Raw genomic sequence first — 14,719 nt, 5'->3', positions numbered from 1 at the left:
TTAGTCCGGCCGCTTCTTGACGAACTCGATCACCTGGCGGCCGTCCTCGCTGAATTTGGCCAGCTTCTTGTCGCCGCCCTTCCAGGCGTGGCCGTACACCACCTCGTAGGTGGCGGGCAGCTTGCCGTCGCGGCGCAGGCTCTCGTAGGCCGCCTCCACCCGCTGCCAGGCGTGCTTGCCCATCAGGCCGCGGCCGCGGCCGCTGGTGGCGTTGTGCGCGCCTATGGCCTTCAGGTCCGCCATCACCTCGCGGGCGCGGCCGTAGGTCAGCACGATTTTCTCCATGTCCATCACCGGCTCGGCGAAACCGGCCCGCATCAGCGCGTCGCCCAGATCATGCATGTCGATGAACTGGTTGACGTGGGTGGCGCGATCCACGCCGGCGAAAGCGCCGCGCAGCTCATGCAGGGTGTCCGGGCCCAGGGTGGAAAACATCAGCATGCCTTCGGGCTTCAACACGCGGCGGAATTCGGCGAACACGCTGTCCGGCACATTGACCCACTGGATGGTGAGGCTGGACCAGATCATGTCCACGCTGGCGTCGGCCAGCGGCAGGCGCTCGACGTCGGCCACCACCTGCCACGGCAGGCTGGGGCGGAACAGTTTCTTCAACAGGCCGTCGCCGCTTTGCTGCTTGGCGCGCGAGGCTTGCAGCATCGCCTGCGCCAGATCCAGCTCCACCACGCGCGCGTCCGGGTAGCGGGCGCGCAGCTGGGCCGAGCCGTAGCCGGTGCCGGCGCCGGCGTCCAGCACCACTTGCGGCTGAAACTTGATGTAGTCCAGCCGCTCGGACATCCGGTCGGAGACTTCGCGCTGCAAGACCGCGGCGGAGTCGTAACTGGCGGCGGCCTTTTCGAACGAGGCGCGCACTCGCGCCTTGTCGGTGTAAAACGCTTCAGTCATGCATGGGCTTCCAAATGCTGGGCAAGCGCGGCGACGAATTCGGCTTCGTGCGACAGAAACGGCGCGTGCGACGCTTGCGGAAATTCATAAAGCCGGGCGTCGCCCAGCGCGTCGGCCAGCCAACGGCCGGCGCCTATCGGGGTGATGGCGTCGCGAGCGCCGTAGAACAGGCCCGCCGGGCAGTGAATGCGTCCGGCCAGCGCGCGCGCGTCCGCCGTCAGCAGCAGTTCCAGCGCCGGCAACAGGCCTTGCGGCCTGCCGTGGGCGAACAAGTCCGCTCGCAAGGCCTTCAGGGTGTCGCGCGCCGACGGCGCGCCCATCATCTGCAAGGCGAGAAAACGCTCCAGCGTCTGTTCGAAGGCGCCGTCCAGGCTGGCGGCCACCGCTTCGATGGACTTGCGCTCCTGCGCGTGCGGCCAGCTGTCGTCGCGCACGAAGCGCGGGCTGGTCGCCACCAAGGCCAGGCTTTTGATCTTGTCCGGATGGCGAGCGGCCCAGTGCTGGGCGATCAAACCGCCCAGCGACCAGCCCACCAATTGCAGCGGCAATGGAAAGGCCTGGTCCAGCAGATCGGCCACCGCGTCGGCGTCGAAGGAGGCCAGCGGGGCGGAAGCGCCGTGACCGGGAAGATCGACCAGATGCACGCAATGACTGGCGGCCAAGCGCGCCGCCACGCGGCTGAACACGCCGCCATGCAGGCCCCAGCCGTGCAACAGGACCACGTCCGGGCCTTGGCCCAGCGTTTCAACAAACAGACTCATGGACGACCAGATGGGGTGAAACCTTCATTTTCGCAAGATCGCGATGCGAAAGAAACCACCTAGTCCGGCATCTTCGTCATGAACCTTGCTCAAACGACAAGCCGCCAGGATATCTTGCAGCCGGCGGTTGATATCGGTGGCGATCGCCCGCGACAGCAGATTGCCGGCGCTGCGCAATAAGGACGGCCGCCGGCCGTCGGGCAGAAATTTGTCGAACACCGCCGCCCGGCCGCCGGGCTTGAGCACGCGCTCCACTTCGCGGATGCAGGCTTGCGGGTCCGGCACCACCGCCAGCGCCAAATGCAAGACCACCGCGTCGAAGCTGGCGTCGGGAAAATCCAGCGCCTGCGCGTCCATCACCCTGGCGTCCACCGCCATGCCCAGCGCCGCGGCGTGGGCGCTCAGCCGCTCCAGCATGCCGTCCGAGATGTCGATGGCGGCCACATGTCGGCAACGCACCATGAAATCCAGATCCAGGCCGGTGCCGGCCGCCACCAGCAGGATGCGCTCCTCCGGCTGCGGGTTGAGCAGGGCGATGGAGCGGCGCCGGCGCGCGGCGAAGGCCTGCGCCACCCGGTCGTAGACCGGCGCGTACAGATTGTAGCGCCAGCGGTTGAACGCCAGCGGCCAACGCCGCCATCCGCTAGCGCTCACTCTGGAACTCCTGCCGGAAGCGGGCCAGCCGCTCCCAGTCCACGCCCTCCGCCGGCGCCGGGGCGGCGAAGTAGAAACCCTGCAGCTTGCCGCAGCCCATTTTTTTGAGCATGGCCAGCTGGGCGGCGGTTTCCACGCCCTCGGCCACCACCTCCAGATCCAGCGCCTTGGCCAGCGCCAGGATGGCGCGCACAATGGCCGCCGACTCCTGGGTGCGGTCAAGATCGAAGACGAAGGACTGGTCTATCTTCAGCACATCGAAACGATAGCGGTGCAGATAGGACAGCGCCGAATAGCCGGTGCCGAAGTCGTCCAGCGCCAGCCTCACGCCCAGTTCATGCAGCGCGTGCATCACGGTGGCGGCGATTTCCGGCTGATCGATCAGCGCGCTCTCGGTGATTTCCAGGTGCAGCGTCGCCGGCGGCAGCCGGTAATGCCGGATGCGCTCTCCTATCCAGGCCGCCAGTTCCGGATCGTGGAAATGGGCCGAGGACAGATTGATGTGCAAGGCCACCTCCGGCCCCACCCGGCCCTGAACGCGCCACGCGCTCAATTGGGCGCAGGCCGCGTTCAGCATATAGCGGTCCAGCCGGGTGATCAGCCCGCTTTCCTCGGCGATGGGTAAAAACAGGCCGGGCGAAATCAGGCCGCGCTGCGGGTGCTGCCAGCGGGCCAAGGCCTCGAAGCCCACCAGCTCGCCGCTGTCGCCGTCGATGAAGGGCTGGAAATACGGCTGCAGCTGCCCCTCCTCCTCCAGCGCGCGCCGCAGTTCGCTCTCCATCGCCAGTTGGTCCGCCTGGTTGATGCGCAACTCGTGGTTGAACAGGGTATAGCCCTGCCGCCCTTGCTGTTTGGTGCAATACATCGCGTGGTCGGCGTCGCGCAGCAGATCGTCGGCCTTGTGGTAATGCTCATGGTCCGCCAGCACCACGCCGACGCTGGCGGTGGAGAACACCTCCCGCCCCGCCAGGATCACCGGCCGTTCGAACTCGCTGACGATACGCTGGGCGATGCGCTCGCAGTCGCCGCCGCCGTCCATGCCGAACATCAGCACCGCGAATTCGTCGCCGCCCAGCCGCGCCAGGAAATCGTAATGACGCAGGCAGGAGCGGATGCGCGCGCCGGCCTCGAACAAGAGGTGGTCGCCGGCCAGATGGCCCAGGGTGTCGTTGACCAGCTTGAAGCGGTCCAGATCGATGAACAGCACCGCGAAGCGTTCGCCGCCGCCATTCGCGTACGCCTCCCAGGCCCGGCGCAAAGCCTTGGAAAAATAGCTGCGGTTGGGCAGCTTGGTCAGCGGATCGTGCAGGCTGTCGAACTCCAGCTGGGCGTTGACCGCGTCCAGCTCGCTGGTGCGCTCACGCACCCGCTGCTCCAGTTCCACGTAAGCGGTTTGCAGGCTCTCCAGCGCCTTGACCCGGGTCAGCGCCGCGCCGATGTGGTTGGCGACGAACTCCAGCACTTCTTGGTCGCGGAAGTTGTAGACCACGTCGTCTTCATAGCTTTGCACCGCCAGCACGCCCAGAAGATCGGTGCCGCAATACAGGGGCACGCCCAGCCAGCTCTTGGGCCGGGGCAGTTCTTCGTCGGCGTCCGGCTGGCGATTCTGTTGCGAATAGGGGTCGATCAACAAGGGCCGGCCGCTGTGCAGCACCTGTTCGACGAAGCCCTTGCCCGGCCGGTGCGGCTTGAGCGGCGGCGCGTATTCGTCTGCGCAATAGGGGAAGCTGATGCAATCCTCGGTCTGGTCGTACAAGGCCACCAGGCAATTGCGCGCCGGTACCATCTCGGCCAGCAAGCGGTGCAGGCCGCCGAGAAAGGCCTCCAGCGACAAGCTGGTATTGGACAGTTCCGCGATCCGGAACAAGGCGCCCTGGAAACGCTCGGCGCGCTTGCGCTCGGCCACCTCGGCGCGCAGCCTCGCGTTGGCGCCCTCCAGCTCGCTGGTGCGCAGCCAGACCTGACGCTCCAGCTGGCTGCGGTGCAAGACCCGCTCCAGCACGAAGCCGACATGGCGGGCGGCGAACAGAAACAACTGCTGCTCGGCCGAGGTCAGCGGCGTTTGATCCTCGTACAGCTGCAGCACCACCGCGCCGATGACATGGCCGCCGGCATTGGCCAGCGGCGCGCCCATCCAGCTGGCCGGCAACAGCCCTTGCCGGCTCAGGCCCTCCTGCTGGCACACTTCCAGCAGGCGCTCCCGGCTCAACACCACCGGCTTGCCGCCGCGTATCAACCAGGCGGTCAGGGACTGGGCGTGGCCGCTCAGCGGGAAAATGGCGTCGCTGGCGGGCGGCGCGGGATCGCGCTGGTCTATGTAGAAGGGAAAGTGAATGACCTGGGCTTCATCGTCGTACAGGGCGATGTAGAAGTTGCTGGCGTCCATCAGCCGCATCATCTGCCGGTGCAGGCCGGGCAATACCTGATCGATGGTGCCGCACTCTTCGGCCAGCTGAGAAATATCGAACAAGGCCTCGTTGGCCTCGCGCGAGGCCACCTGCTCCGCGCCCAGCCGCGCGCACAGCAGATGGGCGCACAGCAAGGCGGCGGACGGATTCAACGCCGGACCGGCGTCGCCGCGCCACACCAGCCAACCCAGCACTTGCTCGCCGGCGCGCAAGGGCATCGCCTCGCAGCCGGCGTCCAGCCTGTCCCCGCTCGCCAGCGCTTCCGCGCCGGGCAAGGCGTCGGCGTCGCCCAGCGCGGCCAAAAGCTGCCAAGCCGCCCCCAGCTGCCGCCAGACCGCGGCAACGCGCACCCCTCCCTGCTCTTGCAGCAGAGACAGCGCCATAGCGGCGGCCTGCTCTGGCGTCGCCAGATATTCAGCCATGCTCTTCATGTGATTATCGTAGTATGAGTTAGCTGGAAAATCCGGCCATGCCGGCGCGCCCCTCCCCATGGGCGCGTCGGCTCAGGACGCCGCGGCGTGCTGAATACAGGACAGCAGGCGCTGCAAGTGTTCCGGCTGGTGCATGGCCGACAAGGACAGACGCAAGCGCGCCGTCCCTGCGGCCACCGTGGGCGGGCGGATCGCCGGCACCCACAAACCCTGGTCGCGCAGACGGGCGGCCAAGGCCAACGCCTGTTCATCGCCGCCTATGATAAGTGGCTGAATCGGCGTTCGGGAAGCCCCTGCGGAGTATTTGGACTCGGATAGTCCGGATTTGATGATTGCTATCGATTCGCGCAAGCGCGCGCGCCGCTCGTCGGCCTCGGCAATCAGGCGCAGGCTGGCCAAGATCGCACAGGCCAGCGCCGGCGGCTGGGAAGTGGTGTAGATATAGCTGCGGGCCGCATTGATCAGCCATTCCACCAGATCAGCGCCGCCGGCGATGAAGGCGCCGGCCACGCCGGCGGCCTTGCCCAGGGTCGCCATGTAAATCAGGCGCGGGCTGGACAGGCCGTGCTCGGCCAGCGCGCCGCGGCCCTCGCCCAGCACGCCGAAACCATGGGCGTCGTCCACGTACAGCCAGGCCTCGTAACGCTCGGCCAGCGCCAAGAGCGCGGGCAGCGGCGCTTCGTCGCCGTCCATGCTGTACACCGACTCCACCGCGATCAGCTTGGTTTTGGCGTCGGACTCGGCCAGCAAGCGCTCCAGCTGCGTCAAATCGTTGTGATGGAAGCGTTTGAACTCGGCGCGGCTCAGCCTACAGGCGTCGTTCAGCGAGGCGTGGTTCAGCCGGTCGGCGAACACCGCGTCGCCGCGATCCAGCAAGCTGCTGACAATCGCCAGATTGGCCGCGTAGCCGGAGCCGAACAATAATGCCGCCGGCTGGCCGACGAATTCCGCCAGCGCCTCCTCGGCTTCTTGCTGCACGCTGAAGTGGCCGGCCAGCAGATGCGATGAACCGCCGCCCACTCCCCAACGCTCTAGGCCCTGCTGCGCGGCGCGCACCAGGGCCGGGTGATCGGCCAGCCCGAGGTAATCGTTGCTGGCGAAAGAAACATAGGAACGTCCGTCCACCACCACTTCAACCCCCTGCGGGCTGTCGACGACCGCGCGTTGGCGGCGGCGGTGGGTGGCGGAAAGATCCATCAGGGCGGCAGGCAGGTCTTGAAGGCGCATATCGGCTCGAAATATCCCGTGTAATGGGCTTGGCGGAAACCGGCCTCGCCGTCCGCCCAAGCTATTCCTTATATATACATTTTTTACATCGCCCGCGAATCCGCCGCCCAAACCGCTCAAAGCGGCGTCAGATCAAGCTTTTCCAGCAAGAGCCGGTCGGCGTCCACCTCGGGGTTGCCGGTGGTCAACAGCTTGTCCCCGTAGAAGATGGAATTGGCCCCGGCCAGGAAGCACAAAGCCTGCGTGGACTCATCCATTTCACGGCGTCCGGCGGACAATCGCACATAGGTTTTGGGCATCACGATGCGGGCCACCGCGATGGTGCGCACAAACTCGGTCCAGTCCAGCGGCGCGGCGCCTTCCAGCGGCGTGCCCTCAACCTTGACCAGCTTGTTGATAGGCACCGATTCCGGTTGCGGCTCAAGATTCGCTAGCTGTGCAATCAGACCTGCGCGATCGTTGCGGGTTTCATTCATGCCAACAATACCACCGCAGCACACCGACAGACCGGCGCTGCGTACTTTTCCCAAAGTGTCGAGGCGGTCTTCGTAGTCGCGCGTGGCAATGATATCGGAATATTTGTCCGGCGAGGTGTCCAGATTGTGATTGTAATAATCCAGGCCCGCCGCCTTCAGTTTTTCCGCCTGGCCTCCCTTCAGCAAACCGAAAGTGGCGCAGGTTTCCAGGCCCAAGGCTTTGACTTCCTTGACCATTTCCAAAGTTTTCTCCAAGTCCGCGTCCTTGGGGCCGCGCCAGGCCGCGCCCATGCAAAAGCGGCTGGCGCCGTTGGCCTTGGCCGCGCGCGCGGCGCTCAAAACTTCATCAACCGTCAGCATCGGCTGATTGGGCACCGGAGTGTCGTGATGCGCCGATTGCGGACAGTAGCCGCAGTCCTCCGGACAGCCGCCGGTCTTGATGGAAATCAGCGTGGACAGCTGCACTTTGGCGGGGTCGAAAAACTGACGATGAATCTCGGCCGCGCGAAACACCAGCTCCATGAAGGGCAGCGCCAGCAGGGTTTCGATTTCCGCCACAGTCCAGCTGGGAGACTCCGGGTGCGGGGTGGCGGAAGGCTTGAATTCGATAGCGGAAGAATGCATGGTCTATCCTGGCTGTGGTCGCTGTCCGGCGATGGAAGACCTTGATCAGGCAAGGATAATTCCGGCTTGCGCCGTCAGGACCGTCAGAGTGCCACGCCCGGCCGGGCGTGGGGCGAATCAGCGCATCTTGCTGGGGAGGGCGCCATGCTGTCAAACCTGACAAGCCTCATAATTGACAAGTGCACAATATTTAATCAACCCTGCTGGCTCTGCGGGGATTGGCGGGCAAGCCGGGGTTTCTGCGCCGACTGCCGCCGCCGGCTGCCGGCGCTGCCGTCCGCGCAATGCGCGCGCTGCGCCGAACCCCTGCCGGTTTCCGGCCTGTGCGGCCAATGCCAACGCCGCCCGCCCGCCTTCGACGCGCTGTACGCGCCCTACTGCTTCGACTACCCGCTCGCCGCGCTGATCCACGCCTTCAAATACGGAAAACAGCTGCAGATGGGCGCGGCGCTTAGCGGCCTGCTCGCCGATTTCGCCCGTCCGCGCCGCCAAGACTATCACCTTGTCATTCCCGTTCCACTGGCAAAAGAACGACTTGCCGAGCGCGGTTTCAATCAAAGTCATGAGTTGGCAAAAGCATTCGCTGCTACAATGGCGAGCCGTTTGAGCGCCGAGGTTTGTTGGCGAAAATACAACACTCCGTCCCAGGCCTCGCTCGGGCGCGCCGAACGCCGGAAAAACCTCCGCCATGCTTTCGGCGTAAATTGCCGCTGTGACGGGCTTTCCATCGCCATTGTCGATGACGTCGCCACCAGCGGCGCCACCCTGTCGGCGCTGGCCGAAATTTTGAAAAAACAGGGGGCAAAACGGGTCGATGGCTGGGTGCTCGCCAGGGCCTTTTCTCCTAAAACTTGACCAAGATTTTGATTCTTTGGAACAATCCAGGCTGCCAACGATGTTCACTGTAATTCTTTTTCAGCCGGAAATACCGCCCAACACGGGCAATGTGATTCGTTTATGTGCCAACACCGGCTGTGAACTGCATCTGGTCAAACCCATGGGCTTCCCTTTGGAGGACGCCAAGCTTCGACGCGCGGGACTCGATTACCACGAGTACGCTCGCGTAGTGGTTCATGAGGATTGGGCGGCTTGTCAAGAGACTTTGCGCGGACGGCGTATTTTCGCCGCCACCACCAAGGGCTCCGAGCGCCATGACCGGATATCCTATCAACCTGGGGACGTTTTTTTGTTCGGTCCCGAATCCCGCGGTCTGCCGCCTGAAGTGCTGGAGTCTTTGCCTCCGCAGCAGAGGATTCGTTTGCCGATGCGTCCAGAATCAAGAAGTCTCAATCTTTCGAACGCGGTCGCGGTGACGGTGTTCGAGGCTTGGCGACAGCTCGATTTCGCAGGGGGAAGCTGAAGCGGTTCGCAGATCGGCCCAACAAGGGACTCTGGAAAGCCTGGACTTGGCGCTTGCAAGCAAGCGCGAAGCGCCGACGTTGAAACGGCGCGCCAAGGTTTTGCAGTGGTTCCGACAGCATAAGGGAGATCTATGCAATCAGTACTCCGATGGCTGTGGCTTGTGTTCGTCAGTCTCGTACTCGTGGCCTGTTCCACCGTGAAGACGGCCAGCGCCACCAACCAGTCGGCGTCCTCGTCGACCGGCAACAAGAAAACCGTTGCCAAGAATGGAGCTTATTTCCAGAACGATGGTCCCGCGGACCATATCCCGGTCAACCTGAACCTGGTGCCGGACGCCGTGCCGCAGGAAGAGCCGCTGATCAAGTCGGCCAATCTGCCCTACACGGCGCTGGGAATGAGCTTCCGTCCCGACACGCGCGAAAAGCCCTATCAAGCCACGGGCCGCGCCTCCTGGTACGGCAAGCAGTTCCACGGCCGCAAGACGTCCTCCGGCGAGAAATACGATATGTTCGCCATGACCGCCGCCCATCCTACGCTGCCGATCCCGAGCTACGCCCGGGTCACCAATCTGAACAACGGCAAATCCGTGGTGGTGCGCGTCAATGACCGCGGCCCCTTCCACAAGAGCCGCCTGATGGACCTGTCCTACGCGGCGGCCTACCGCCTGGGCTTCATCAAGCAAGGCAGCGCCAAGATCGCCATCGAACGCGTATGGCCGGACGCCGGCGGCGAGAACATCGCCAGCACCCGTCCCGTCAACACCGCGCGACGCGTAGAAGACACGCCCAAGTATCTGCAACTGGGCAGCTTCTCCAAACTGTCCAACGCCGAGGCGATGGTGCAGAAAATGCTGGGCGAGATGGACGACAAGTACGAGTCCAAACTTGGCATCGTGAATCAGGAAGGCGTCTACAAAGTGCGCCTGGGGCCTTTCCGCTCCAGCGACGCGGTGCGCAACGCCGCCGAGAACCTGCACGTGGAGACCGTAGTCACCAGCTTGTAAGCCATCAAGCCGGGTTCATGACAAAGGCGAAGGAGAAATCTCCTTCGCCTTTTTCGTTTCCGCCGACGATAAAAAACCCCGGCAAGCTGCTGCCGGGGTAAGCCTGATCAATCCAGGCCCCGCTCAGGGAGGCAAGCGGGAGGTGTTGGCCACCTGCTTGTTTAGGTGCGGGCCTGTTCCTAAAGTTCCGGCGGCGCGGCCTCGTCCGCGGCCGGCTGTCCCATGTACTGCTCGAACCAGCCGTTCACCACCCGCTCCACGTCCTCTACCCCGCTTTTCTTCAGGCTGGAGAACATCTGCACGCTGACGTCCGGATAGTCTTTCAGCTCGCTCTTGACCAGGGCCAGCACCTTGGATTGCTCCTGGCGCGACAGTTTGTCGGCTTTGGACAACAGGATATGCACCGGTCGCCGGTTCACCCGGAAGAACTCCAGCATCTTGCGGTCCAGCTCTTTCAAAGGATGGCGTGCGTCCATGATCAACAGCAGACCGATCAGGCTCTGGCGCGACTGCAGATAGCGTCCCAGCAGTTCCACCCAGTGCGCGCGAACCGCTTCAGGCACCTCGGCATAGCCATAACCGGGCAAATCGACTAGAAAACATTCGTTACCCAGCTCAAAAAAATTGATGTGCTGGGTGCGGCCCGGCGTCTTGGACACCCGCGCCAGGCGGCCGTGATTGGCCAATGTGTTGATGGCGCTGGACTTGCCGGCATTGGAGCGTCCCACGAAAGCGACCTCCGCTCGGGTAGGCGGCAAGTCCTTCATGTGGTTGACGGTGGTATAAAATCGGGCGTTTTGAAAAGTCGACATAGTAGTAAGGGTGAAATCAGTTGGTATAGAATAGCAGGTTTGAAATTGCCACTTTTACAGATATTTAGGGATAGCCCCTAAAGGAGCGACCATGAAACGTATGATGCTGTTGGCGATGGCGGCTGCAACCCTGGCCGGAAACGCGTTGGCGGCTGCGCCGGTAGCCGTCAAGGCGGACCCGGTGAAGGCCAAACAGATCGTAGAAACGGTTTGCGCGGCTTGCCACGGCACTGACGGCAACAGCGTAGCCGCGGCCAACCCCACGCTGGCGGGTCAGAACGCGCACTATCTGTACACCCAGTTAAAGGCGTTCAAGGCCGGCGTGCGCAAGGACCCGACCATGCTGGGCATGGCCTCCATGTTGTCCGAGGACGATATGCGCAATGTCGCCGCCTACTACAGCGAGCAGAAGCCGAAGGACCGCGAAGCCTCCGACAAGGCGCAAATGCCGCTGGGCGCCAAGATTTACCGCGTCGGCAACGCCGGCACTCAGGTTCCCGCCTGTATGTCCTGCCACGGTCCCGCCGGCAAGGGCCTGCCCGACCAGTATCCGCGTCTGGGCAGCCAGCACGCCGGCTACATCGTCAAGCAGCTGAACGAATTCAAGGGCGGCGCGAACCGCAAGAACGGCCCGATGCAGGACATCGCCAATCGCATGAGCGACGCCGAAATGAAAGCGGTGGCCGAATACATTTCCGGCTTGCGCTAAGCGTTGAGCAGCCCGGCCGCACCGGCCGAGCCTGACGGCCCCTCAGGGGCCGCCCCTGCGGGGGCTCCGCCGCCCGCGCTCCGGGGCGCGCCGGCAACTTTGCCCGGCACGCCGGCTCAAAAGGGAAGACCCGTCCACGGGCTTTCCTTTTTGCACTTTACGCCACTATGAAAAAAACTAGCCGCAACAGCCTGGCTCACGCCTGGTATGAGTTGCTCAGTTCGATGCGATTCGCCATCGGCCTGCTGACCATCTTGGCCATCGCCTCGGTGATCGGGACGGTTCTGAAACAGAACGAACCCTATCCCAACTACGCTTTCGAGTTCGGGCAATTCTGGTTTCAAGCGTTTGAATGGCTAGGCTTGTACGACGTCTACCATTCGGCGTGGTTCCTCACCATCCTCACCTTCCTGGTGCTGTCCACCAGCTTGTGCATTCTGCGCAACGGTCCCGGCTTCATCAAGGACATGCGCGCCTACCGCGAAAAAGCCTCCGACAACTCCCTGGCGGCGATGAAGCACAGCGTCAGTTTCCAGGCCGAAGGCTTCGACGCCGACGCCGCGCGCGCCTATTTGCAGGCGCAAGGCTTCCGTCTCAAGGAGCAGCCTCGCGCCGACGGCGGCCTGGTGCTGGCGGCCAAGAAGGGCGCGGCCGGCAAGCTCGGTTATTTCTTCGCCCACATCGCGCTGGTGGTGATCTGCATCGGCGGCCTGCTGGACGGCAACCTGCCGCTGAAAATCGGCGAGCTCACCGGCCGCGTGGTGCCGGAGACCCGCGACGTGCCGCAAAACCAGATTCCGGCGGCCAGCCGGCTGGGCTCGAACAATCTGTCCTTCCGCGGCAACGTCACCATCGCGGAGAACAAGAGCGCCGACGTCACCTTCCTCAACGCCGGCAACGGCTATCTGGTGCAGGAACTGCCCTTCATCATCACCCTGAAGAAGTTCCACGTCGATTACTACAGCAACGGCATGCCCAAGCTGTTCGCCAGCGACATCGTGGTCACCGACAAGGCCAGCGGCAAAACCACCGAGGCCACGGTCAAGGTCAACCACCCGCTGATCGTCGACGGCATCGCCATCTACCAGTCCAGCTTCGGCGACGGCGCGTCCCCGCTCAAGTTCAAGGCCTGGAATCTGGCCGCGCCGCAAGCGCGTCCGACCGAGATTCCGGCGGTGTCGATGTCCAGCCAGCCGCTGAAAGCCAACGGCAAGGACTACACGCTGGAAGTGGGCGAGCTGCGCGTCTTCAATATCGAAAACATCGGCAAGCCGCAGGAAGGCCAGCGCACGCTGTCGCAGCGCATGCACGACGCGCGCGAGGTCAAACAGGACAAGCAGCTGAAAAACCAGGGCCCGTCGATCAGCTTCAAGCTGCGCGACGCCCAGGGCCAGGCGGTGGAGTTCATGCATTATATGGCGCCCATCCAGCAGGACGGCGCCAGCTATATGATGGCCGGCGTGCGCAAGACCGTGGCCGAACCGTTCCAGTACGTGCGCATCCCCTTGGACGAGGAGATGAGCGTGGAGCGCTTCATGCGCCTGCGCGCCGCCTTGCTGGACCCGGCGCGTTACGATGAGATCGCCCGCCGCGCCGCGCACAAGGCGCTGAAAGGCGACGCCATCAGCCCGGCGATGCAGCAGCAGTTCACCGACAGCGTCAAATGGGTGCTGGCGCGCTTTGGCGACAGCGGCTTCGTCGGCCTGGAGAAATTCCTGGACGACCGCGTGCCGCAGGACAAGCGCCAGGCGGTGGCGCAAACCTATATCAAGATCCTGCAAGGCGCGGTGGTGGACGTGATGTCGGTGGCCGACGAAAAAGCCGGCCTGCCGCCGATGAAGCTGGACAGCGAGCATTACCGCTTCTTGCTGGACAGCCTGGTGGCGGCCAGCTCGCTGCACGACTACGGCGCGCCGGTCTTCCTGCAGCTGGAAGGCTTCGAGCAGGTGCAGGCCTCCGGACTGCAACTGACCCGCTCGCCCGGCAAGACCTTGGTCTATCTGGGCTCGGTGCTGCTGGTTTTCGGCATCATCCTGATGTTCTATGTGCGCGAGCTGCGCCTGTGGGTGCGCGTCAACGGTTCCAAAGTACGGGTCGCGATGACGTCAAACCGGCATAATCGCGATCTGGACGGCGACTTTGCGCGCCATACTCAACTTATCAAACAGCTGGTACGAGGTGCATGATGGAACTGGCCCACGCTTCTTTCTCGCGGCAGCCGCTACTGAAACGGCTGACCCCGGCCGACTGGCTCTACGCGCTGCTGGTGCTGGCCGCCGCCGGCTACAGCTACGCGCTGTACAACCATTACATGGACGGCTACGAACAGGCCATCCTGGCCGGCTCCGCGCTGGGACTGATCGGCCTGGGCTGGTTCTGGAAAGCCTGGCGCTGGTTCTTCCCGCTGGCCGGCTGTATCTCGCTGCTGGCGATCCAGGTGTATCAGCACGAGCTGGCGCGCGGCCAGACCGCCTTCCTGCTCAAATACATGCTGTCCAGCCAATCCTCCATCATGTGGATGTGCACGCTGTTCTTCCTGGCCGCCTTCTCGTATTGGGCCGGCTTGCTGACCCGCTCCGACACGCTGAACCGCATGGGCAGCGGCCTGACCTGGGCCGCGTCGGTCATGGGTCTCGCCGGCCTGTTCACCCGCTGGTACGAAAGCTATCTGATCAGCCCGGACATCGGCCACATCCCGGTCTCCAACCTCTACGAAGTCTTCGTGCTGTTCACGCTGATCACCGCGCTGATGTATCTGTACTACGAGGCCAAGTACGCGGCGCGCCAGATGGGCGCCTTCGTGCTGCTGGTGATCTGCGCCTCGGTCGGCTTCATCCTGTGGTACACCTTCGACCGCCAGGCCCATGAGATCCAGCCGCTGATCCCGGCGCTGCAATCCTGGTGGATGAAGATACACGTGCCGGCCAACTTCGTCGGCTACGGCGCCTTCGCCATCGCAGCCATGCTCGGCATCGCCGAACTGCTGGCGCTGAAGGGCTGGCTCAAGGACAAGCTGCCGCCGGCCGAAGTGCTGGACGAGGTGATGTACAAGGCCATCGCCGTCGGCTTCCTGTTCTTCACCATCGCCACCATTCTGGGCGCGATGTGGGCCGCCGACGCCTGGGGCGGTTACTGGAGCTGGGACCCGAAGGAAACCTGGGCCTTGATCGTGTGGCTGAACTACGCCGCCTGGCTGCATATCCGCCTGGTCAAGGGCTGGCGCGGCGCGCCGCTGGCATGGTGGGCGGTGGTGGGCTTGTTCGTCACCAGCTTCGCCTTCCTCGGCGTCAATATGTTCCTGGCCGGCCTGCATTCCTACGGCGGCTTGTAAACCGCCTCCCGAGCCACC

Annotated in this window: 13 protein-coding genes; 6 read left to right on the top strand and 7 right to left on the bottom strand. The window is 63.9% G+C overall.

What is annotated here, in order from left to right; translation table 11 throughout:
* From bioC to bioB, 6 genes are all read right to left on the bottom strand, one after another.
* Positions 1–903 carry a malonyl-ACP O-methyltransferase BioC gene (bioC, locus tag ACODSD_RS09195; protein WP_107797792.1) on the bottom strand — a complete coding sequence of 301 codons (903 nt, stop codon included), beginning with the start codon at positions 901–903 and terminating at the stop codon, positions 1–3.
* Positions 900–1,664 carry a pimeloyl-ACP methyl ester esterase BioH gene (bioH, locus tag ACODSD_RS09190; protein ID WP_107797791.1) on the bottom strand — a complete coding sequence of 255 codons (765 nt, stop codon included), beginning with the start codon at positions 1,662–1,664 and terminating at the stop codon, positions 900–902. The genes bioC and bioH overlap by 4 nt, the downstream gene beginning before the upstream one ends.
* 24 nt (positions 1,665–1,688) lie before the next feature.
* The gene (locus ACODSD_RS09185; RefSeq protein WP_488877224.1) at positions 1,689–2,318 is read right to left on the bottom strand and encodes a class I SAM-dependent methyltransferase; all 630 of its coding nucleotides are present in this window, start codon (positions 2,316–2,318) and stop codon (positions 1,689–1,691) included.
* Positions 2,308–5,157 carry a bifunctional diguanylate cyclase/phosphodiesterase gene (locus ACODSD_RS09180; protein WP_107797789.1) on the bottom strand — a complete coding sequence of 950 codons (2,850 nt, stop codon included), beginning with the start codon at positions 5,155–5,157 and terminating at the stop codon, positions 2,308–2,310. The genes ACODSD_RS09185 and ACODSD_RS09180 overlap by 11 nt, the downstream gene beginning before the upstream one ends.
* Before the next feature lie 72 nt (positions 5,158–5,229).
* Positions 5,230–6,384, bottom strand: a complete 1,155-nt coding sequence (gene bioF, locus ACODSD_RS09175; RefSeq protein WP_488877223.1) for an 8-amino-7-oxononanoate synthase — start codon at positions 6,382–6,384, stop codon at positions 5,230–5,232.
* Between the two features lie 116 nt (positions 6,385–6,500).
* Complete coding sequence (gene bioB / locus ACODSD_RS09170) at positions 6,501–7,484, bottom strand: biotin synthase BioB (RefSeq protein ID WP_107797787.1); 984 nt, start codon at positions 7,482–7,484, stop codon at positions 6,501–6,503.
* Positions 7,485–7,628: 144 nt separating this feature from the next.
* On the opposite strand from bioB, the gene ACODSD_RS09165 reads away from it, so the two are divergent.
* From ACODSD_RS09165 to ACODSD_RS09155, 3 genes are all read left to right on the top strand, one after another.
* Positions 7,629–8,339 carry a ComFC family protein gene (locus tag ACODSD_RS09165; protein WP_488877222.1) on the top strand — a complete coding sequence of 237 codons (711 nt, stop codon included), beginning with the start codon at positions 7,629–7,631 and terminating at the stop codon, positions 8,337–8,339.
* Between the two features lie 40 nt (positions 8,340–8,379).
* Positions 8,380–8,844 (top strand): tRNA (cytidine(34)-2'-O)-methyltransferase, encoded by a 465-nt coding sequence (locus ACODSD_RS09160; RefSeq protein WP_081555202.1) that lies wholly within the window; start codon positions 8,380–8,382, stop codon positions 8,842–8,844.
* A gap of 132 nt (positions 8,845–8,976) precedes the next feature.
* Positions 8,977–9,849, top strand: coding sequence for a septal ring lytic transglycosylase RlpA family protein (locus ACODSD_RS09155; protein WP_107797786.1), 873 nt, complete (start codon positions 8,977–8,979; stop codon positions 9,847–9,849).
* Positions 9,850–10,028: 179 nt separating this feature from the next.
* On the opposite strand, the gene yihA is transcribed toward ACODSD_RS09155, so the two are convergent.
* Positions 10,029–10,661, bottom strand: a complete 633-nt coding sequence (gene yihA, locus ACODSD_RS09150; RefSeq protein WP_107797785.1) for a ribosome biogenesis GTP-binding protein YihA/YsxC — start codon at positions 10,659–10,661, stop codon at positions 10,029–10,031.
* Between the two features lie 91 nt (positions 10,662–10,752).
* Here yihA and ACODSD_RS09145 point away from each other — a divergent pair, with 91 nt between their 5' ends.
* The 3 genes from ACODSD_RS09145 to ccsB all read left to right on the top strand — a co-directional run bounded on the left by ACODSD_RS09145 (position 10,753) and on the right by ccsB (position 14,701).
* A complete protein-coding gene (locus ACODSD_RS09145; RefSeq protein ID WP_107797784.1) occupies positions 10,753–11,370 on the top strand; it encodes a c-type cytochrome in 618 nt (205 codons plus the stop codon).
* Positions 11,371–11,537: 167 nt separating this feature from the next.
* Positions 11,538–13,556, top strand: coding sequence for a cytochrome c biogenesis protein ResB (locus ACODSD_RS09140; RefSeq protein ID WP_107797783.1), 2,019 nt, complete (start codon positions 11,538–11,540; stop codon positions 13,554–13,556).
* On the top strand, positions 13,556–14,701 hold the full coding sequence (ccsB, locus tag ACODSD_RS09135; RefSeq protein WP_107801571.1) for a c-type cytochrome biogenesis protein CcsB: 1,146 nt from the start codon (positions 13,556–13,558) through the stop codon (positions 14,699–14,701). Before ACODSD_RS09140 ends, ccsB begins: the two co-directional genes overlap by 1 nt.
* Positions 14,702–14,719 lie beyond the last annotated feature (18 nt).

The sequence above is a fragment of the Chromobacterium sp. FG22 genome (genome assembly GCF_057809415.1).
The sequence above is the reverse complement of the archived record's forward strand: the minus strand, read 5'-3'. Positions and strand labels throughout refer to the sequence as shown.